General features: G+C 64.7%; 13 protein-coding genes. 10 read left to right on the top strand and 3 right to left on the bottom strand.

Going from position 1 to position 14,679, the window contains the following annotated elements:
- Positions 1 to 128: 128 nt before the first annotated feature.
- Positions 129 to 2,519: a RelA/SpoT family protein gene (locus tag CEY11_RS24120; protein WP_088605987.1), complete on the bottom strand. Its 2,391-nt coding sequence runs from the start codon at positions 2,517 to 2,519 to the stop codon at positions 129 to 131.
- A gap of 189 nt (positions 2,520 to 2,708) precedes the next feature.
- On the opposite strand from CEY11_RS24120, the gene CEY11_RS24115 reads away from it, so the two are divergent.
- Positions 2,709 to 3,236 carry a flavodoxin family protein gene (locus CEY11_RS24115; RefSeq protein ID WP_088606043.1) on the top strand — a complete coding sequence of 176 codons (528 nt, stop codon included), beginning with the start codon at positions 2,709 to 2,711 and terminating at the stop codon, positions 3,234 to 3,236.
- Positions 3,237 to 3,519: 283 nt separating this feature from the next.
- Here the strand turns inward: CEY11_RS24115 and CEY11_RS24110 are convergent, their stop codons facing one another.
- Both CEY11_RS24110 and pncB read right to left on the bottom strand, forming a co-directional pair.
- Positions 3,520 to 3,870, bottom strand: coding sequence for a RidA family protein (locus tag CEY11_RS24110; RefSeq protein WP_088605986.1), 351 nt, complete (start codon positions 3,868 to 3,870; stop codon positions 3,520 to 3,522).
- A gap of 226 nt (positions 3,871 to 4,096) precedes the next feature.
- Complete coding sequence (gene pncB / locus CEY11_RS24105; RefSeq protein ID WP_088605985.1) at positions 4,097 to 5,272, bottom strand: nicotinate phosphoribosyltransferase; 1,176 nt, start codon at positions 5,270 to 5,272, stop codon at positions 4,097 to 4,099.
- Between the two features lie 408 nt (positions 5,273 to 5,680).
- Here pncB and fdxA point away from each other — a divergent pair, with 408 nt between their 5' ends.
- The 9 genes from fdxA to CEY11_RS24060 all read left to right on the top strand — a co-directional run bounded on the left by fdxA (position 5,681) and on the right by CEY11_RS24060 (position 14,253).
- Complete coding sequence (fdxA, locus tag CEY11_RS24100) at positions 5,681 to 6,004, top strand: ferredoxin FdxA (protein WP_088605984.1); 324 nt, start codon at positions 5,681 to 5,683, stop codon at positions 6,002 to 6,004.
- Positions 6,005 to 6,635: 631 nt separating this feature from the next.
- Positions 6,636 to 7,862 carry a polyhydroxyalkanoate depolymerase gene (locus tag CEY11_RS24095; RefSeq protein ID WP_088606042.1) on the top strand — a complete coding sequence of 409 codons (1,227 nt, stop codon included), beginning with the start codon at positions 6,636 to 6,638 and terminating at the stop codon, positions 7,860 to 7,862.
- Between the two features lie 123 nt (positions 7,863 to 7,985).
- Positions 7,986 to 8,621 carry an electron transport complex subunit RsxB gene (gene rsxB, locus CEY11_RS24090; protein ID WP_088606041.1) on the top strand — a complete coding sequence of 212 codons (636 nt, stop codon included), beginning with the start codon at positions 7,986 to 7,988 and terminating at the stop codon, positions 8,619 to 8,621.
- Positions 8,618 to 9,253, top strand: a complete 636-nt coding sequence (nth, locus tag CEY11_RS24085) for an endonuclease III (RefSeq protein WP_088605983.1) — start codon at positions 8,618 to 8,620, stop codon at positions 9,251 to 9,253. Before rsxB ends, nth begins: the two co-directional genes overlap by 4 nt.
- A 117-nt stretch (positions 9,254 to 9,370) precedes the next feature.
- Complete coding sequence (locus CEY11_RS24080) at positions 9,371 to 10,141, top strand: ABC transporter ATP-binding protein (RefSeq protein WP_088605982.1); 771 nt, start codon at positions 9,371 to 9,373, stop codon at positions 10,139 to 10,141.
- A gap of 167 nt (positions 10,142 to 10,308) precedes the next feature.
- Positions 10,309 to 11,019 (top strand): ABC transporter ATP-binding protein, encoded by a 711-nt coding sequence (locus CEY11_RS24075; RefSeq protein ID WP_088605981.1) that lies wholly within the window; start codon positions 10,309 to 10,311, stop codon positions 11,017 to 11,019.
- Between the two features lie 70 nt (positions 11,020 to 11,089).
- A complete protein-coding gene (locus CEY11_RS24070) occupies positions 11,090 to 12,301 on the top strand; it encodes an ABC transporter substrate-binding protein (RefSeq protein ID WP_088605980.1) in 1,212 nt (403 codons plus the stop codon).
- Between the two features lie 93 nt (positions 12,302 to 12,394).
- On the top strand, positions 12,395 to 13,282 hold the full coding sequence (locus CEY11_RS24065) for a branched-chain amino acid ABC transporter permease (RefSeq protein ID WP_088605979.1): 888 nt from the start codon (positions 12,395 to 12,397) through the stop codon (positions 13,280 to 13,282).
- Positions 13,279 to 14,253 (top strand): branched-chain amino acid ABC transporter permease, encoded by a 975-nt coding sequence (locus CEY11_RS24060; RefSeq protein ID WP_088605978.1) that lies wholly within the window; start codon positions 13,279 to 13,281, stop codon positions 14,251 to 14,253. The genes CEY11_RS24065 and CEY11_RS24060 overlap by 4 nt, the downstream gene beginning before the upstream one ends.
- Positions 14,254 to 14,679 lie beyond the last annotated feature (426 nt).

Below are 14,679 nucleotides of genomic sequence, written 5' to 3'. Positions count from 1 at the left end.
TCGGCACTGCACAGGGGCCTGTCGTCGGAAGCGTTTTTTCGGCTCGCGTCGGCCCCCAGGGCCCCTTTTTTCCAATCCGCGCAGGCTTCCGAAGGCCCGTACGCGCCGCGGTTCCAGGGCGCCGAGGGCTACTGGCGGCTGGCGCTCACCCCCGCCAGTTCGTTCAGCGCGGCCAGCGCCCGGCCGATCTGCTCGCCGTTCTTCACCTCTACCGTGAAGACCATGTGCGCCAGCGAACGGCGGCTCTGGGTATTGACCCCGACCACGCTCAGCCGCAGGCGCGCGAACACCTCGGAAATATCGCGCAGCAGGCTGGGGCTGTCGTTGGCCCGTATGCTGATGTCCACCGGATACACCGTATCGCCGGTATCGCCCCAGTCCACCTCGATGGCCCGTTCCGGCTGGCGCTCGACCAGGGCCGCATACGCGGGGCAGTCGCGGCGGTGGATCGACACCCCGCGCCCGCGCGTCACGAAACCGGCAATGTCGTCCGGCGGCGCCGGACGGCAGCAGCGCGCCAGCTGGGTCATGAGCGAATCCACGCCCACCACCAGCACCCCGCTCTTGCCCGCCGGCACCTCGCGCGCCTGGGCACTGGGGTAGGCCGGGCGCGGCGCCGCCTCGGCTGCCGCCTGCACCGGCTGGTTCAGCACATGGTCGATCTGCCGCAGGCTGAATTCTTCCTTGGCCACCGCCACATACAGATCGTCGGCGCGGGCAAAGCCCAGCTGCTGCGCCAGCTGCTCGAGATTGACCGCCGTCTTGCCCAGCCGCTGCAGCTCTTTTTCCACCAGCGCCTGGCCTTGCGCAATACGCTGTTGCAGCTCGACCGCGTTGAACCACGCCCGCACCTTGGAACGCGAACGCGGGCTGGCCAGGTAGCCCAGCTGCGGATTGAGCCAGTCGCGCGACGGGCCACCCGACTTCGCGGCAATGATCTCCACCGTCTGGCCCGTGGCCAGCCGCGTCAGCAGCGGCACCATCTGCCCGTCCACCCGCGCCCCGCGGCAGCGGTGCCCGAGGTCGGTGTGCAGATAATAAGCAAAGTCCACCGGCGTGGCCCCCGCCGGCAGCTCGATCACCCGCGCCTGCGGCGTCATCACATAAATATGCTCGTCGGCCGCCGCGGCAGGCGCGGGCGCGGAAGACGATGCCGGCACCGCGCCGCCCCGCCGGGCCTGTGGAGCCGCCCTGCCGGCCCCCGCCGTCCCCGCCGTCCCCGCCGTCCCCGCCGTCCCCGCCGTCCCCGCCGTCCCCGCTGCCCCTGTCGCCCCTGCGGCCCCTGCAGCCCCGGCCCCGGCGGCCGCCGCCGCATCCGGCGCCGCCTCATCCTTGTCCCAGGCCAGCAACTGGCGCATCCAGGCAATCTTGCGGTCATAGCCGCCCGACGCCGCCTGCAGCCCACCGCGCGCGCCCGCCTCTTTGTAGCGCCAGTGCGCCGCCATCCCGTACTCGGCGAACTGATGCATCTCGTGCGTGCGGATCTGGATCTCGAAAGAACGGCCCTGCTCGTCGGCCACCACCGTATGCAGCGAGCGGTAGCCATTCGGCTTGGGCCGCGCAATATAGTCGTCGAACTCATCGGACACCGGCGTCCACAGCGCATGCACAATCGCCAGCACCGCATAACAGGCGCGCTCGTCGTCCACAATCACCCGCAGCGCCCGCAGATCGAACAGCCGCTCGAAGCTCAGGTGCTTGATGCGCATCTTGTTCCAGATGCTGTAAATGTGCTTGGGCCGCCCAGAAACCTCGGCGGCAATGTGCGCGTCGTGCAGCGCCGCCTGCAGCTGCGCCACCACCGCTTCGATGAATCCCTCGCGCTCCTTGCGCTTCTCTTCCAGCCGACGGGCAATATCCTTGTACGTCTGCGGCTCCAGGAAGCGGAACGCCAGGTCTTCCATTTCCCACTTGAGCTGCCAGATCCCCAGCCGATTGGCCAGCGGCGTATACAGCTCCATCGTCTCGCGCGCGAACTCCGGCGGACACGGCGTACGCGTGCTCGCATACCAGCGCAGCGACTGCAGCCGCGACCCCAGCCGCATCAGCACAATGCGCAGATCCGCCGCCATCGCCAGCAGCATCTTGCGCTGCTTCTCTTTCTGCTCGCCCCCCGCCGCCGCGCTGTCGCTGGACTGCCCCGCCAGATTCCCCAGACGCAACAGCGCCCGCGTCCCCTGCACCAGCGACATCACCTCCGCCCCGAACGCCTTGAGCAGCGGATCCGACGCCCCCCGGGCCAGCGAACCCGAAGACTGCGGCGGCAACAACGTCAGCAACGCACTGGCCCGCGTCACCGCGTCCGTGCCCAGCTCCGCCAGTATTCCCACCACCGCCGCCCCGTGCGCGGCCAGCGGCTCGCCCGTACTCGCCTGCAGCCCCTGCAGCGGCTCGCGCACCCACTGCACCGCGCGGTCGAGCAAACCTGCCCCCGCCTCGTCCAGGCCCGTACAGGCGCGCGCCCGCCAGCCCGCGTCGAAGGGCGCAACATCATCAGTGGAAGACACTATCGAAGACATGAAGAGACGAAAACAAATGCCGCAAATACGGAAAACAAATGTCGCAAATACAGCAACACCGGCACGAGCGACGCTGTCCTGCGGCAGCACATAGGCGATACTACCGTAGTCCGCCACGCCATGGCGAATCGCCCCACCCGCAGCCCGGATCCAGCCCTTGCCCGTTCCAGCATGCGCAATCGAATCACCATGAACACGCCCGACACCAAGACCCTGCTCATCGTATGGCATTCCCGCACCGGCGCCGCCCTGCAGATGGCACGCGCCGCCCGCCGCGGCGCCCAGGCCGTGGCGCAGGAACTACAAGCCGACATCCAGGCCGGCCCACACCTGCGCATCCTGTTCCGGGCCGCGGCCCGCGCCCGCCCCGCAGACGTGCTGGCCGCCGACGGCATCCTCTTCAGCGCCCCCGAAAACCTCGCCGCCCTGAGCGGCGCCATGAAAGAATTCTTCGACCGCTGCTACTACCCCGTGCTCGACCGCATCAACGGCCGCCCCTACGCCCTGATGATCAGCGCCGGCAGCGACGGCGCCTCGGCCGTGCGCCAGGCCGAACGCATCTGCACCGGCTGGCGCCTCACCTCCATCGCCCCCGCCCTCATCGTCTGCACCCACGCCCAGACCCCCGAACGTATCGCCGCCCCCAAACGCATCACCGCCGACGACCGCGCCCGCTGCGAAACCCTGGGCGGCACCCTGGCCGCCCTGCTGCTCTGAGCCGAGGCACTGCCCCTTACCCCCATTCTGGGCCGCGCCAAAAGAACTCGGCGCCCCAATCTGCCGAAGCCACAAGTCCGTCACCCGCCTACGAAACCAGCGGAGAGAACGGGGTGCCTCCCGGAGGTGAGTGGGTCATCGAACCGGAGGGAGGTACCCCGTTCTAGGCCGCGTCTAAAGAACCTCACCCGCCGACGCACACCAGCGCCGCCGCCACCGCCACCGCCACCAACGACAAAGGGGCCGCAACCGCGGCCCCCCAACCACCAGCGACAAAAGAACCCTACAACGCCGCCGTCACCACAATCTCGACCTTATAGTCGGGACTCGCCAACCGAGCCTCCACCGTAGCCCGCGCCGGCGCATGCCCCCCCGCCACCCACGCATCCCACGCCTTGTTCATCGCCGAAAACTCGGCAATATTCGCCACGAAAATCTGCGCGCGCAGAATCCGCGTCTTATCCGTACCCGCCTCCGCCAGCAGACGATCGATCGTCGCCAGCACCTGCTTCGTCTGCCCTTCCATATCCAGGCTCGCATCATCGGCCACCTGGCCCGCCAGATACGCCACCCCATTGCACACCGTCATGTCCGACATGCGCTTGCCCACATTGAAACGCTTGATCTCACTCATCGTGCACTCCGCAACCGTTTATCAAAAAGAAAAAACAAGACCCGCGATCTTATTCCATTTCCACAAGCCGCGGCACAGACAGTCCGCACCGGCCGCAACCATGCGCCATACGCCGTATCGGCTGCATGAAAAACGCGCTGCGCGCTAGGGCTGCCCTGGGGCTGCCCCGGGACTGCCCGACAGCCGGCCGCACCTGCCACGAACGGCACGTGCGGCCCACCAGGCACTACACCGGCGGCAGCTGAAACACCTGGCGCAAATACGCCAGATACGCCGGATCGTCGCACATCGTCTTTTCCGGCGCATCCGACACCTTCGCCACCGGCTGGTCATTGCAGCGCACCATCTTCATCACGATCTGCAAAGGCTCGTGCCCCAGATCATTCGTCAGGTTCGTGCCTATGCCGAACGACACCTTGCAGCGGCCCGCGAAACGCTGCGCCAGCTCGATCGCGCGCGGAATCGTCAGGCTGTCCGAAAACACCAGCGTCTTCGTGCGCGGATCGGCGCGGTTGGCCTGATAATGCGCCAGCAAGCGCTCGCCCCATACGAACGGATCGCCCGAATCGTGCCGCGCCCCATCGAACAGCTTGCAGAAATACATGTCGAAATCGCGCAGGAACGCATCCATGCCGTAGACATCCGACAGCGCAATGCCCAGATCGCCGCGGTACTCCTTGGCCCAGACCTCCAGCGCGAACACCTGCGAATCACGCAGCCGCGGCCCCAGCGCCTGGCAGGCCTGCAGGTACTCGTGGCCCATCGTGCCCAGCGGCGTAACGCCGTGCCTCATCGCCAGCAGCACATTGCTCGTGCCGGCGAAATTCGGCCCCATCTGCGCCTTCATCGTGGTCACGACCTCTTCGTGCCACTTCTTCGAGAAGCGGCGCCGCGTGCCATATTCCGCTACCCGGAACGCCGTCATCGCCGGATCGTCCGTCACCAGATGCATCTTCGACTGCAGGCGCTTGCGCCCTTCCTGCCAGTCGGGCTCGCGGCATTCGTTGCGGAAATAAACCTCGTTGACGATGGCCAGCACCGGTATCTCGAACAGAATCGTGTGCAGCCACGGCCCCTTCACAGTGATGTCGATTTCCCCTGGGACGCTGCTGTGCGTAACCGTAATGCACTTCTCGGGCATATGGAACAGCCCGAGAAAATCCACGAAATCGCTCTTGATGAAACGCAGCCCGCGCAAATAGGCCAGTTCCGCATCGGTGAAGCGCAGCTTGCACAGCGCCTTGATCTCGGCGCGGATCTCGTCAATATAGATGCCGACGTTGATGCCCGGATTGCGGCACTTGTAGCGGTACTCTACCTGTGCAGCCGGGAAATGATGCAGCACCACCTGCATCATCGAGAACTTATAGAGATCGGTATCGAGCAGCGAGGTGATAATCATCGGAACACGCGGGTGGTTTTGGCTACCATAGCACATTGCCCGAACCAGCTCGGGGCCCGGCGGCGAAAAAGGGCCCCCCACGCTGCGCCTTCGGCTTGCTGCCCCCCCAAGGGGGGCGCTTTTTGCCTTGGGACGGCCCGGCGGCAAAAAAGTACCCTCCACGCTGCGCCTTCGGCTTGCTGTCCACCTCGCGGCTTTGCATGCCGCTCGGATTCGCCAGGCACGGCACAGTCCGCAGGGACTGTGCCGTGTCCGGGCTCATCCCCCAAGGGGGCGCTTTTTGCCTTGGGGCGGCCCGGCGGCAAAAAACCGGCAGGCACGGAAGGTCTATGCCGGGTGGCCGATACATATTGGGTAAAATTCATTCGTGCGTGTACCGCACGACCATGATTGCCGCTGGAGCCCCACATGACGCACGTCGTGACTGAAAACTGTATCAAATGCAAATATACCGACTGCGTCGACGTATGCCCCGTGGATTGCTTCCGCGAGGGCCCCAACTACCTGATGATCGATCCTGACGAGTGCATAGACTGCGCTGTTTGTGTGCCCGAATGCCCGGCCAACGCCATTTTCGCCGAAGAAGACGTACCCCAGGATCAGGTGCCGTTCATCGCCCTCAATGCCGAAATGGCTCCCGGCCTACCCACCATCAACCGCTCCAAGAAGGCGCCCGAAGACGCCGACGAATGGAACGGCGTCGAGGACAAGCTGAAGTACCTCGAGCGCTGACGCACCGCGCCCCATAGCGGCTCCGTGGCTCGGCCACATATGTTGCAATACAGCAACACCTGAGGTCGTTACAAACTTCCCGGCCTGCCGCATGACGCAGGCATTGGCGCCCTGCCCGCCGGCAAGACAGCGCTGCGCATGCAAGGCCGCCCGCAAGTCATCTGGCACGCCGCGTGCCGGCTTACCCTGCCACCCTTGCGCGGCCGCCCCATGCCCTGCCCATAAAACCTTGCAGCCCGCACCGCAGGCGCGTATCGGCGGTTGACCGCCGGTGTCGGCGAACCGGAAATACCGGGCGGCGCGAGCCCTGCCTCGCCGCATCGCAAAACTACGGCGGCACGCTCGCCGGTGGTGGAGAAACCAGCCTTCCAACAGGGTTTTCGAGCCGATACTGCAGGCAACTTCGGGAATTTCTCGGTAGAAAACGATAGTCAATTCCGCTAATTTGGTATTTGTAAATTTTGTATTTGTATTAAGCTTGTTAACCAGCGTAGTACCTCCTGGCCTATCGAAACCGCCCCGTATGCCATAAGACACCCAGGGTGAGCTGCGATCCGCCCATGAGGCCGATACCCGGCCCACATGCGCAGCCGGCACAAAAAAACCACTCCCACGAGGGGCCCCTATGTCCATGCTGTACCAGTTTTACGATCTCCAGCGCTCGTTCCTGACGCCGCTGGCCGCATTCACCGATACCGGCTCCCAGCTGTTTTCGCACCCCTGCAGCCCACTGGCCTACACCCCCGTGTCACGGCAGATCGCCGCCGCCTACGAACTGGTGCACCGCCTGGGCAAAGACTACGAAAAACCCCAGTGGGGCATAGACAGCGTCGCGATCGCCGGGCGCAAGGCCGCGGTAAACCCCTGCACCGCCGTGGACAAACCCTTCTGCAAGCTGGTGCACTTCGAATGCGAGCGCCCGGCCGCGGCCGGGCCGGCGCCGGTGGTGCTGCTGGTGGCGCCGCTGTCGGGCCACCACGCCACGCTGCTGCGCGACACCGTGCGCAGCCTGCTGCCGGAACACGACGTCTACGTCACCGACTGGGTCGACGCGCGCATGGTGCCGCAGTCGGAGGGCCCGTTCCACCTGAACGACTACGTCCACTACATAGAAGACTTCATCCGCCTGCTGGGCCCCGACGTGCACGTCATGTCGGTCTGCCAGCCCACCGTGCCGGTGCTGGCCGCCGTATCGCTGATGGCGGCTCGCGGCGAAACCTGTCTGCCGCGCAGCATGATCATGATGGGCGGGCCCATCGACACGCGCCAGTCGCCCACCCAGGTCAACCGCTTGGCTACCACGCACGCTTACTCCTGGTTCGAAGACAACCTGATCCATCGCGTGCCCACCCGCTATCCCGGCGCCGGACGCAAGGTCTATCCCGGCTTTCTGCAGCACGCCGGGTTCATGGCCATGAACCCCGACCGCCACTTGCGCTCGCACTACGACTTCTACCTGCATCTGGTGCGCGGCAGCAACGACGACGCCGAGGCGCATCGCCGCTTCTACGACGAATACAATGCCGTGCTCGACATGCCCGCCGAGTTCTACCTCGACACCATCAAGACCGTCTTCCAGGAACACCAGTTGCCGCTGGGCACCTGGGAAATCGACGGCCAGCGTGTCGATCCCGGCGCCATCCGCAACGTCGCCCTGCTGACCATCGAAGGCGAACTCGACGACATCTCGGGCCTGGGCCAGACCCACGCCGCCCTCGATTTGTGCAGCCACATCGCCAAAGACCGCAAGCAGCGCTACACCGCGCCCAACTGCGGCCACTACGGCATATTTTCCGGGCGGCGCTGGCGTGAAACAATCTGCCCTAAAATAGCCGAGTTCATCCGGCAGTCGGCCTAACAGCCGCCCGCGGCAGCAGCCGCTGTTGCAAAGCGTGGCGCCGCAAGCGCCATGCAAAGCGCAGGCGGCGATGCCGCAGCATCATCACATCGCGGCAGCCCATGGCTGCCGCATTTCATTGCCATGCATCCATCGTCGCTGGTCGAGCGCATCGACGCCATTCTGCCCCAGACCCAATGCACCAAATGCGGTTACGAGGGCTGCAGACCCTACGCCGAGGCCCTGGCGCGGGGCGGAGCCGACATCAATCGCTGCCCTCCGGGCGGCACGGCGGGCATACAGGCGCTGGCCACCCTGCTCGGCCGCCCGGCGCGGCCGCTCGACCCCGAGTGCGGCGAGCACCGCCCGCTGCGGGTCGCCGTCATCGATGAAGCCCATTGCATAGGCTGCACCCTGTGCATCCAGGCCTGTCCGGTCGATGCCATCGTCGGCGCCGCCAAGCTGATGCACACCGTGCTGGCCGACGCCTGCACCGGCTGCGACCTATGCGTGCCGCCCTGCCCGGTGGACTGCATCGCCATGGTGCCCGCCGGGCACGACTGGACGGCCGAGCACGCCGACCGCGCCCACCAACACTACGAAAAGCGCCAGGCCCGCCTCGCCGCGCAGCACCACGAAAACTCGACACTGGCCGCCCGGACGCTGGCCAACAAGGCCGTTGTGGCCAGCGCCGCCCACAACGACGCCGAGGCCAAACGCCAGATCATCGCCGATGCCCTGGCCCGGGCCCGGGCGCGCCGTCAAGCGAGACACGCATGAATCCAGCAAAACGCAGGGAAATCTTCGCCCGCCTGCAGGCCGCCGACCCTGCTCCCACCACCGAGCTGCATTACGCCAGCCCCTTCCAGCTGCTGATCGCCGTCGTGCTCTCGGCGCAGGCCACCGACAAATCGGTCAATCTCGCCACCCGGCATTTCTTCCCGCAGCACGGCACTGCCCAGGGCCTGCTCGACCTGGGTCTGGAGCGCCTGACCGACTACATCAAGACCATAGGGCTGTATCGCACCAAGGCGCGCAACGTCATCCGTACCTGCCAGATACTGGTCGAGCAATACCAGGGCGAGGTGCCGCACGACCGCGCCGCGCTCGAGGCCCTGCCCGGCGTGGGCCGCAAGACCGCCAACGTGGTGCTCAACACCGCCTTCGGCGAACCCACCATCGCCGTCGACACCCACATCTTCCGCGTCGCCAACCGCACCGGGCTGGCCCCCGGCAAGAACGTGCTCGAGGTCGAGCGCAAGCTGGAAAAATTCGTGCCGCCCGAATACCGGCTCAACGCCCATCACTGGCTGATCCTGCATGGTCGATACATATGTATCGCCCGCAAGCCCAAGTGCCCGCAGTGCGGCATCAACGATCTCTGCGAATACCGGCACAAGACGCCCGCCTGAAGCTTAAGGGTTTTCCATAAACCTATGTAAAACCCCCATGTCAATTTACAGGGGGCAATTGCATACTCATGCCTGTTTAATTGCTTCCTTCGTAACGTCTTCCGGTAACCCGCGGGCATGAGCGATTTCATCTTAGAAACCAGGCATCTCGTCAAAGAATTCCGAGGCTTCGTTGCCGTCAACGACGTCAACCTGCAAGTCACCCGCGGCCATATCCACGCCCTGATCGGGCCCAATGGGGCGGGCAAGACCACCTGCTTCAACCTGCTCACCAAATTCCTCACCCCCACCTCGGGCAGCATACTGTTCGCGGGCACCGACATCACCTCCGAATCCTCGGCGCACATCGCGCGCCGCGGCATCATCCGCTCGTTCCAGATCTCGGCCGTGTTTCCGCAGCTGTCGGTGCTCGAGAACGTACGCATCGGCCTGCAGCGCCCCACCGGCCTGTCCTACCATTTCTGGCGCAGCGACAAGATCCTGAACCGCCTGAACGACCGAGCCATGGAGCTGCTGGCCGAAGTCGACCTGGCCGACTTCGCGCACGAAAGCACCGCCAACCTGCCCTACGGGCGCAAGCGCGCACTCGAAATCGCCACCACGCTCGCCATGGAGCCCGAGCTCATGCTGCTGGACGAACCCACCCAGGGCATGGGGCACGAAGACGTCGACCGCGTCACCCGCCTCATCGAGAAAGTCAGCGCCGGGCGCACCATACTCATGGTCGAACACAATATGAACGTCGTGGCCTCGATCGCCAATCGCATCACCGTGCTGGCGCGCGGCGCAGTGCTGGCCGAAGGCAGCTACCAAGAGGTATCGCGCGACCCGGCCGTCATGGAGGCCTACATGGGTACGACCGAAGGCGAACTGGAAGGAGCCCACTAAATGGCGAATGGACGACCCCCACGCTCACCACGTTCGCTGTCCACCTCGCGGCCTGCATGCCGCTCGGATTCACTAGGCACAGCACAGTCCGCAGGGACTATGCTGTGTCCGAGTTCATCCCCCAAGAGGGCGCGTCAGCTCCTTGGGAGCGGCCCGGCGGAGCTGACATGACTCACGCACTCGAAATCTCCGACCTGCAGGCCTGGTACGGCGAGTCGCATGTTTTGCACGGCGTCAACCTCGAGGTGGCGCAGGGCGAGGTCGTCACGCTGCTCGGGCGCAATGGCTCGGGGCGCACCACCACGCTGCGCGCCATCCTCGGCCTGACCGGCTCGCGCAAGGGTTCCATACGCATCCGCGGCACCGAGTCCATCGACCTGCCCACCTACAAGGTAGCCCACCTGGGCGTGGGCTACTGCCCCGAAGAACGCGGCATCTTCGCCGGCCTGTCCTGCGAAGAAAACCTGCTGCTGCCGCCCGTGGTGGGCGAAACCCTGGGCGGCGGCATGTCGCTGGCCGAAATCTACGAAATGTTCCCCAACCTGCTGGAACGCCGCCATTCCCCGGGCACGCGGCTGTCGGGCGGCGAACAGCAGATGCTGGCCGTCGCCCGCATCCTGCGCACCGGCGCCAACCTGCTGCTGCTGGACGAAATTTCCGAAGGTCTGGCGCCCGTCATCGTGCAGGCGCTGGCACGCATGATCAAGACCCTCAAAGAAAAAGGCTACACCATCATCATGGTCGAGCAGAATTTCCGCTTCGCCGCGCCGCTGGCCGACCGCTTCTACGTCATGGAGCACGGCCAGATCGTCGAACAGTTCAGCGCGGCCGAACTGCCGGCCAAGCAAGACGTGCTCAACACACTGCTGGGCGTCTAGCGCGACAACAAGACAAGAACTACATATCGACCGGGTCGTCCGGTATAACAACAGCAAGGAGATCTTACCCATGAAACTGCGCACACTATCCGCAGCATTCGCCCTAGCCGGGCTCTGCCTTACCGGGCCGAGCCAGGCGGCGGGTATTTCCACCAACACCATCAAGATCGGCTTCATCACCGATATGTCCGGCGTGTACTCCGACATCGACGGCAAGGGCGGCGCGGAAGCCATACGCATGGCCATCGCCGACGCCGGCGGCCAGATCGAGGGCAAGAAAATAGAGCTGCTGGTGGCCGACCACCAGAACAAGGCCGACATCGCCTCGGCCAAGGCGCGCGAATGGATCGACCAGCAGCACATCGACCTGCTCATCGGCGGCACCAACTCTGGCACCAACCTGGCCATGGCGGGCGTGGCCGCGGCCAAGCACGTCCCCTTCATCGCCGTCGGCCCCGGCTCGTCGGCCCTGACCAACGAGCACTGCACGCCCTACACCATCCACTATGCCTACAACACCGTGGCGCTGGCTCGCGGCACTGGCTCGGCCATCATCAAGAACGGCGGCAAGTCCTGGTACTTCCTGACCGTCGACTACGCCTTCGGCCACTCGCTCGAGGCCGATAGCGCCAAGGTCGTCAAGGCCGAAGGCGGCAAGGTGCTGGGACAGGTGCGCTTCCCGCTGGGTACTTCCGACTTCTCCTCGTACCTGCTGCAAGCCCAGGGCTCCAAGGCCCAGGTGCTGGGCCTGGCCGATGCCGGCGGAGACTTCATCAACTCGGTCAAGGCCGCCAAAGAATTCGGCCTGACCAAGACCATGAAGCTGGCTGGCCTGCTGGTGTTCATCAACGACGTGAACTCCCTGGGCCTGGACGCCACGCAGGGCCTGTATCTGACCACCGCCTGGTATTGGAACCAGAACGACGAATCGCGCAAGTGGGCGCAGCGCTTCTACGACCAATTCAAGCGCATGCCCTCCTTCGTGCAGGCCGGCGACTACTCCGCCGCCTCGTTCTTCCTGAAAGCCATGAAGGCCACCAAGACCGACGACGGCGAAACCAACATGAAGTGGATGAAGTCCAACAAAATCCACGACATGTTCACCGCCAATGGCTACGTACGCCCCGACGGCCTGATGATGCATGACATGTTCCTGGCCCAGGTCAAGAAGCCCTCGGAATCCAAGAAGCCCTGGGACTACTACAACATCCTGCAAACCCTGCCGGCCGAGAAGGTCTATGGCCCGCTCAGCGAGTCGACCTGCAAGTTCGTCAAAAAATAATCGCACGCCTCGACAGGCACGCCTTCTGCTACAGCGGAAGGCGTGCTTGCGCCCATTAACGGCGCAAGTTCTTGCCATGGATTCTGCCTCTATATGACTGAGATATTCGGCATACCGATACAAGCTTTCCTGGGCCAGCTGCTGCTGGGCCTGGTCAACGGCTCGTTCTACGCGGTGCTTTCCCTGGGCCTGGCGGTCATATTCGGCCTGCTCAACATCATCAATTTCGCTCACGGCGCCCTGTACATGATGGGCGCCTTCGTCACCTGGATGGGGCTGCAGTACCTCGGACTGAATTACTGGCTCATGCTGATCATCTCCCCCATCGTCGTGGGAATATTCGGCATCATCATCGAGCGCCTGCTGCTCAAGCATCTGTACAAGCTCGACCACCTCTACGGCCTGCTGCTCACCTTCGGCCTGGCCATGCTCATCGAAGGCCTGTTCCGCAGCCTTTACGGCGTTTCGGGCCAGCCCTACAACACGCCACCGGCCCTGCAGGGTGCGCTGAACCTGGGCTTCATGTTCCTGCCCGTGTACCGCGGCTGGGTCATCGTGGCCTCGCTCATCGTCTGCTTCGCCACCTGGTTCGTCATCGAGAAAACGCGGCTCGGCGCCCTGTTGCGGGCCGGCACCGAAAACCCCAAACTGGTCGAAGCCTTCGGCGTCAACGTCCCGCTGGTCGTCACCATCACCTACGGCTTCGGCGTCGGCCTGGCGGGCTTCGCCGGCGTGCTCGCCGCCCCCGTCCTGCAAGTCTCGCCGCTGATGGGCTCCAACCTCATCATCGTTGTCTTCGCCGTCGTGGTCATCGGCGGCATGGGCTCCATACTCGGCTCTATCGTCACCGGCCTCGGGCTGGGCGTCATCGAAGGCCTGACCAAGGTGTTCTGGCCGCAGGCGTCCAATACCGTCGTCTTCATCATCATGGTCATCGTGCTGTTGCTGCGCCCGGCCGGACTGTTCGGGAAAGAGAAATGAATCGTCAACTGCTCGCCTACGCACTGGCCGTCATTGTCATTGCCCTGCTGCCAATGCTGGGCGCCTACCCCATCTTCGTCATGAAGGTGATGTGCTATGCCCTGTTCGCCTGCGCCTTCAACCTGCTGCTGGGCTACACCGGCCTGCTGTCCTTCGGCCATGCCGCCTTCCTGGGCGGCGCCGCCTACGCCACCGGCCAGGCGCTCACCGCGTGGGGCCTGCCCACCCTGGCCGGCCTGATATTCGGCACCGCGGTCGCCACCGTCATGGGCCTCATCATGGGTATCTTGGCCATCCGCCGCAGCGGCATCTACTTCGCCATGATCACCCTGGCCATGGCGCAAATGGCCTTCTTCTTCTTCCTGCAGGCGCCCTTCACCGGCGGCGAAGACGGCCTGCAGGGCATACCGCGCGGCACGCTGTTCGGCTTCGACCTCAAGAACGACCTGCACCTGTATTACGTCGTCATGGCCATCTTCGTGCTCAGCTATGCCCTGATCTGGCGCACTATCAACTCGCCCTTCGGCCAAGTGCTCAAGGCCGTGCGCGAAAACGAGCCGCGCGCCATCTCGCTGGGCTACAACGCCAACGGCTACAAGCTGCTCGCCTTCGTGCTGTCGGCCGCCCTGGCCGGCCTGGCCGGCGCCACCAAGGCCCTGGTGTTCGTCTCGGCCACCTTGTCCGACGCCACCTGGCAGATGTCCGGCCTGGTCATCCTCATGACCCTGATCGGCGGCATGGGCACCTTCACCGGCCCCGTGGTCGGCGCTTTCATCGTCGTGCTGCTCGAGAACAAAGTCGGCGACTTCGGCCGCTTCTTGACGCAGCTCAGCGGCCTGAGCTGGTTCCAGTCCCTGGGCGAATCGGTCACCATCGTCATCGGCCTGATCTTCATCATCTGCGTCATGGCGTTCCGCCGCGGCATCGTAGGCGAGATCATCCGCCTTTACCGTCCGAAGAAAGCAAGCTAAGACAGGCCCCGGGCTGTGCCGGGGCGAGGCGCTAGCGTTCTGCTCTTGGCTTGCGCCGCGGTCGGCTTCGTTTTTGTTCTTGACCCGTGCCGTGGGTGGCCTGGCTTTTTGTTCTTGGCCTGCGTCGCGGGTGGCTCGGATTTTTGTTCTTGACCCGCGCCGCGGGCGGCCTGGGTGGTGCAGCTCCATCGGCTCGGTCCCGGCCCTGCGGGCCGGGACTACCGGCGGTCGAGACCCGTTTCGGGGCGGTCGGCAAACTCGCGTCGCGCATAGCCCCCCGGGCTATGCGCAGACTTGACGCTCAAACTGTTGTGGTCAAGTTTTAGTAGACAGTTTAAAGCGAGTTTTTTGGGCTTCTACTTGCTCATAGGCGTCGGGGGCTAAGTACCCCAATGTGGAATGTATGCGAACGGGGTTATAAAACAG

The sequence above is a fragment of the Candidimonas nitroreducens genome, from assembly GCF_002209565.1.
GTDB classification, from domain to species: Bacteria; Pseudomonadota; Gammaproteobacteria; order Burkholderiales; family Burkholderiaceae_B; genus Candidimonas; species Candidimonas nitroreducens.
Note: the sequence above shows the minus strand (reverse complement) of the source record. Positions and strands in the feature narration are given on the sequence as shown.

What these genes read in the sequence shown, in the direction of transcription:
- CEY11_RS24120 (WP_088605987.1), bottom strand. Translation starts at nt 2,519, where the DNA reads ATGTCTTCGATAGTGTCTTCCACTGATGATGTTGCGCCCTTCGACGCG.
- CEY11_RS24115 (WP_088606043.1), top strand. Translation starts at nt 2,709, where the DNA reads ATGAACACGCCCGACACCAAGACCCTGCTCATCGTATGGCATTCCCGC.
- CEY11_RS24110 (WP_088605986.1), bottom strand. Translation starts at nt 3,870, where the DNA reads ATGAGTGAGATCAAGCGTTTCAATGTGGGCAAGCGCATGTCGGACATG.
- pncB (WP_088605985.1), bottom strand. Translation starts at nt 5,272, where the DNA reads ATGATTATCACCTCGCTGCTCGATACCGATCTCTATAAGTTCTCGATG.
- fdxA (WP_088605984.1), top strand. Translation starts at nt 5,681, where the DNA reads ATGACGCACGTCGTGACTGAAAACTGTATCAAATGCAAATATACCGAC.
- CEY11_RS24095 (WP_088606042.1), top strand. Translation starts at nt 6,636, where the DNA reads ATGCTGTACCAGTTTTACGATCTCCAGCGCTCGTTCCTGACGCCGCTG.
- rsxB (WP_088606041.1), top strand. Translation starts at nt 7,986, where the DNA reads ATGCATCCATCGTCGCTGGTCGAGCGCATCGACGCCATTCTGCCCCAG.
- nth (WP_088605983.1), top strand. Translation starts at nt 8,618, where the DNA reads ATGAATCCAGCAAAACGCAGGGAAATCTTCGCCCGCCTGCAGGCCGCC.
- CEY11_RS24080 (WP_088605982.1), top strand. Translation starts at nt 9,371, where the DNA reads ATGAGCGATTTCATCTTAGAAACCAGGCATCTCGTCAAAGAATTCCGA.
- CEY11_RS24075 (WP_088605981.1), top strand. Translation starts at nt 10,309, where the DNA reads ATGACTCACGCACTCGAAATCTCCGACCTGCAGGCCTGGTACGGCGAG.
- CEY11_RS24070 (WP_088605980.1), top strand. Translation starts at nt 11,090, where the DNA reads ATGAAACTGCGCACACTATCCGCAGCATTCGCCCTAGCCGGGCTCTGC.
- CEY11_RS24065 (WP_088605979.1), top strand. Translation starts at nt 12,395, where the DNA reads ATGACTGAGATATTCGGCATACCGATACAAGCTTTCCTGGGCCAGCTG.
- CEY11_RS24060 (WP_088605978.1), top strand. Translation starts at nt 13,279, where the DNA reads ATGAATCGTCAACTGCTCGCCTACGCACTGGCCGTCATTGTCATTGCC.